The 5,008-nt window shown below is 72.8% G+C and carries 4 protein-coding genes; all 4 read left to right on the top strand.

The genetic code is table 11. The annotated features are described in order from the left end of the window. A partial coding sequence (locus tag E1293_RS44400) for an AtuA-related protein (RefSeq protein WP_424923729.1) occupies window positions 1–199 on the top strand: 199 nt, incomplete at its 5' end. Next, window positions 196–1,788: an acyl-CoA carboxylase subunit beta gene (locus E1293_RS44395; RefSeq protein ID WP_132205768.1), complete on the top strand. Its 1,593-nt coding sequence runs from the start codon at window positions 196–198 to the stop codon at window positions 1,786–1,788. The genes E1293_RS44400 and E1293_RS44395, both read left to right, overlap by 4 nt. Before the next feature lie 7 nt (window positions 1,789–1,795). Then, window positions 1,796–3,757 carry an acetyl/propionyl/methylcrotonyl-CoA carboxylase subunit alpha gene (locus E1293_RS44390; protein WP_132205766.1) on the top strand — a complete coding sequence of 654 codons (1,962 nt, stop codon included), beginning with the start codon at window positions 1,796–1,798 and terminating at the stop codon, window positions 3,755–3,757. Next, the gene (locus E1293_RS44385) at window positions 3,754–4,908 is read left to right on the top strand and encodes an acyl-CoA dehydrogenase family protein (RefSeq protein WP_132205764.1); all 1,155 of its coding nucleotides are present in this window, start codon (window positions 3,754–3,756) and stop codon (window positions 4,906–4,908) included. The genes E1293_RS44390 and E1293_RS44385 overlap by 4 nt, the downstream gene beginning before the upstream one ends. Window positions 4,909–5,008: the final 100 nt, after the last annotated feature.

Here is a 5,008-nt window from a genome sequence, read left to right as displayed (position 1 = left end):
GTTCCGGGAACTGCTGCCCGAGACCCGGGGGCTCCCCGTCCACCGGCATGTGCTGCCCAACCTCCGTGCGGTGAACTTCGTCGTCGAAGGGCTCCTGCAGGAGGGCGTATCCGCCTCGACCCGGTTCGACCCGCAGGGCAAGGCCCTCGGGGAGTGGCTGCGGTCCCGCCTCGCCGACGTCCCGGAGGCCGTCCTGTGACCCTGAAGAGCACGCTCGACCCGCGGAGCCCGGAGTACCGGGAGCGCCGCGCGGCGATGCTGGAGAAGCTGGCGGCGCTGGACGCCGAGCACGCCAAGGCGCTGGAGGGCGGCGGGGAGAAGTACGTCGCCCGGCACCGCACGCGCGGCAAGATGCTGGCCAGGGAGCGCATCGAACTGCTGCTCGACCCCGACTCGCCGTTCCTGGAGCTGAGCCCGCTCGCCGCGTGGGGCAGCGACTTCCCGGTCGGCGCCAGCGTCGTGACCGGCATCGGCGTCGTGGAGGGCGTCGAATGCATGATCGTGGCGAACGACCCGACGGTGCGGGGCGGCTCCAGCAACCCGTGGACGGTGAAGAAGAGCTTCCGGGCGTCCGACATCGCGCTGGAGAACCGGCTGCCCGTCATCAACCTCGTCGAGTCGGGCGGCGCGGACCTGCCGACGCAGAAGGAGATCTTCATCCCGGGCGGCCGGATGTTCCGGGACCTCACCCGGCTGTCGGCGGCCGGGATCCCGACGATCGCGCTGGTGTTCGGCAACTCCACGGCCGGCGGCGCGTACATCCCGGGCATGTGCGACCACGTGGTCATGGTCAAGGAGCGCGCGAAGGTGTTCCTCGGCGGCCCGCCGCTGGTGAAGATGGCGACGGGGGAGGAGGCCGACGACGAGGAGCTGGGCGGCGCCGAGATGCACGCGCGGGCGTCCGGCCTCGCCGACTACATGGCGGCGGACGAGGCGGACGCGCTCCGCCTGGGCCGGCAGATCGTCAGGAACCTCAACCACCGCAAGGCCGGCCCGGCCCCGGCGGGGGCCGAGGCGCCGCTGTACGACGCGGAGGAGCTGGCCGGGATCGTCCCCGAGGACCTGAAGGTGCCGTTCGATCCGCGCGAGGTCATCGCCCGCGTCGCGGACGGGTCGCGGTTCGACGAGTTCAAGCCCCTGTACGGCACGAGCCTGGTCACCGGCTGGACGCGCGTCCACGGCTACCCGATCGGGGTGCTCGCGAACGCGCAGGGCGTCCTGTTCGGGGACGAGGCCCAGAAGGCGGCGCAGTTCATCCAGCTCGCGAACCAGAGCGACACCCCGCTGCTGTTCCTGCACAACACGACCGGCTACATGGTCGGCAGGGAGTACGAGCAGGCCGGGATCATCAAGCACGGCGCCCTGATGATCAACGCGGTGGCGAACAGCAAAGTCCCGCACATCTCGATCGTGATGGGCGCCTCGTACGGGGCGGGCAACTACGGCATGTGCGGCCGCGCCTACGATCCCCGGTTCCTGTTCACGTGGCCGAGCGCCAAGTCGGCGGTGATGGGGCCGCAGCAGCTCGCGGGCGTCCTGTCGATCGTGGCGCGGCAGGCGGCGCAAGCGCGCGGGCAGGTCTACGACGACGACCAGGACCGCGCGATGCGGGAGATGGTCGAGAGCCAGATCGAGGCCGAGTCGCTGCCGTTCTTCCTGTCCGGACGGCTCTACGACGACGGCGTGATCGACCCGCGCGACACCCGGACCGTCCTCGGCCTGTGCCTGTCCGTGGTCCACAACGCGCCCGTGCGCGGAGCCGACGGCTTCGGCGTCTTCCGGATGTGAGCGATAAATGATCAAGAGACTGCTGGTCGCCAACCGCGGCGAGATCGCCCGCCGCGTCCTGCGGGCCTGCCGGGGCCTCGGCGTCGGGACGGTCGCCGTCCACTCCGACCCCGACGCGGACGCGCCGCACGTCCGGGAGGCGGACGTCGCCGGACGGCTGCCCGGGGCCTCCCCGGCGGAGACGTACCTGTCGGCCGAACGGCTCCTCGCGGTGGCGAAGAGCGCCGGCGCCGACGCCGTCCACCCCGGCTACGGGTTCCTGTCGGAGAACGCGGACTTCGCGCGGGCCGTCGTCGACGCCGGCCTGACCTGGGTCGGCCCGCCGCCCGAGGCGATCGCCGCGATGGGCCTCAAGATCGAGGCCAAGAAGCTGATGGCCGCCGCGGACGTCCCCGTGCTGCCCGAGCTCGACCCCGCCGGGGTGGCGGACGCGGACTTCCCGCTGCTGGTCAAGGCATCCGCGGGTGGGGGCGGACGCGGCATGCGCGTCGTCCGGGCGCGGGACGGGCTGGACGACGCCGTCGCCGCCGCCCGCCGTGAGGCCGAGTCGGCGTTCGGCGACCCGACCGTGTTCTGCGAGCCGCTGCTGGAGGGCGCCCGGCACATCGAGGTGCAGATCCTCGCTGACACGCACGGCACGGTCTGGACGCTGGGCGAGCGCGAATGCTCGATCCAGCGCCGCCACCAGAAGATCGTCGAGGAGGCGCCGTCGCCGGCCGTCGGGCCGGAGCTGCGCGGACGGCTCTGCGATGCGGCGGCGAACGCGGCCCGCGCGATCGGCTACGCCGGCGCCGGCACCGTCGAGTTCATGCTGGCGCGCGACGGCCGCTTCTACTTCCTGGAGGTCAACACCAGGCTCCAGGTCGAGCACCCGGTCACCGAGTGCGTCTACGGGGTGGACCTCGTCCGCCTCCAGATCGAGGTCGCCGAAGGCGCCCGGCTGCCGCAGGACGTGCCGGAGCCGCGCGGCCACGCCATCGAGGTCCGCTTGTACGCGGAGGACCCGGCGCACGACTGGCGGCCCGCCAGCGGAACCCTGCACACCTTCGCGGTCCCGGACGTCGATGCCGAGTTCGCGGTCCCCGCGACGCACGGGCTGCGGCTCGACAGCGGTGTGGAGAGCGGCGGCGAAGTCGGCGTCCACTACGACCCGATGCTCGCCAAGCTGATCGCGTGGGGGCCGACCCGCGCGGCCGCGGCCCGCAGGCTGGCGGCCGGGCTCCGCGGCGCCCGCATCCACGGCCTCACCACCAACCGCGACCTGCTCGTCCGCGTCCTGGAGGACCCGGCCTTCCTGGCCGGCGACACCGACACCGGCTACCTCGACCGCGTCGGCCTCGGCGTCCTCGCCGCGCCACTCGCCGGCGAAGCCGCCGTCCAGAGATCCGCACTGGCGGCCGCGCTCGCCCAGGCCGCCGCCGGCCGGTCGGACGCCACCGTGCTCGGCGGCCTCCCGACCGGCTGGCGCAACGTCCGGTCCCAGCCCCAGCGCAGGACGTTCGAAGGCCCCCACGGCCCCGTCGACGTCGACTACCGGATCGACAGGGACGGCATGACCTCCGAACTGTGCCCCGGGACGTCGCTGGTGACGGCCACCCCGGACCGGGTCGTCCTCGACCATGACGGCCTCCGCGAGACCTTCGCGGTCACCACGGCCGGGGACGCCGTGCACGTCGACTCCCGCCTCGGCCCGGTCGCGCTCACCGCCGTCCCCCGGTTCACCGACCCCAGCAGCCAGATCGCCCCCGGCTCGCTCCTCGCGCCCATGCCGGGCACCGTCGTCCGGGTCGAGACGGAGCAGGGCGCGGACGTCGCCGAAGGGCAGACCCTCGTCGTCCTGGAGGCGATGAAGATGGAGCACCGCATCGCCGCGCCGTCCGCCGGGACGGTCGCCGAACTGAACGTCGCCGCGGGACGGCAGGTCGAGTCCGGGGCCGTCCTCGCCGTCATCGAAGGGAACCGGGAATGAGCTTCGTCGAGACGGAGGAGCGGCAGGCGCTCCGCGCGGCCGTCGCCGAGCTGGGCGCGAAGTACGGGGCCTCCTACTACGTGGAGAAGGCCAAGGCCGGGCAGAAGACCGACGAGCTGTGGGCCGAGGCCGGACGGCTCGGCTACCTCGGCGTCAACGTGCCGGAGGAGTACGGCGGCGGAGGCGGCGGCATCGGCGACCTCGCCGCCGTGTGCGAGGAGCTGGCCGCCGCGGGCTGCCCGCTGCTGCTGATGGTGGTGTCCCCGGCGATCTGCGCGACGATCATCGCCCGGTCCGGCACCGGCGACCAGCGCGAGCACTGGCTGCCGCGGTTCGCCGACGGGTCGGTCAAGATGGCGTTCGCGATCACCGAGCCCGACGCGGGCTCCAACTCGCACCGCATCACCACCACCGCCCGCAGGGACGGCGACGGCTGGGTGCTGAGCGGCCAGAAGACGTTCATCTCGGGCGTGGACGAGTCGGACGCCGTCCTGTTCGTCTCCCGGACGCAGGACCAGAAGGGCAACCTGCGGCCGTCCCTCTTCATCGTCCCGACCGACGCGCCGGGGTTCACCTTCACGCCCATCGACATGGAGATCGTGTCGCCGGAGAAGCAGTTCATCTGCCACCTCGACGACGTCCGGCTGCCCTACGACGCGCTCGTCGGCGACGAGGACGGCGGCCTGCTGCAGCTGTTCGCCGGCCTCAACCCCGAGCGGATCATGGCGGCCGCGATGGGCGCCGGGATCGGCCGGCTCGCCCTCGGCAAGGCGACCGCCTACGCCAGGGACCGGCAGGTGTTCAAGACGCCCATCGGCGCCCACCAGGGCCTCGCGCACCCGCTCGCCGCCGCCAAGATCGAGCTGGAGCTGGCGCGGCTGATGGGGCAGAAGGCCGCCTGGCTGTACGACGACGGCGACGACACGGGCGCGGGCGAGGCCGCCAACATGGCCAAGTACGCCACCGCCGAGGCCGCGATCCACTGCGTCGACCAGGCCATCCAGACCCACGGCGGCAACGGCCTCACCACCGAGTACGGCGTCGGCATGCTCGCCGGGGTCGTCCGGCTCATGCGCATCGCCCCGGTCAGCCGCGAGATGATCCTCAACTTCGTCGCGCAGCACTCCCTCGGCCTCCCCAAGTCCTACTGACCGATCGGTGGCGGCGGGGGACGGCACGCCTTACACTCCAGACGGTCCGGCGCTTGATCAACAGAAGATCGCGAACCAGAGGGACTCCCGTGTACGGTCC

This window comes from Actinomadura darangshiensis, assembly GCF_004349235.1.
GTDB lineage: Bacteria > Actinomycetota > Actinomycetes > Streptosporangiales > Streptosporangiaceae > Spirillospora > Spirillospora darangshiensis.
This window is presented reverse-complemented; position numbering and strand designations above follow the sequence as displayed.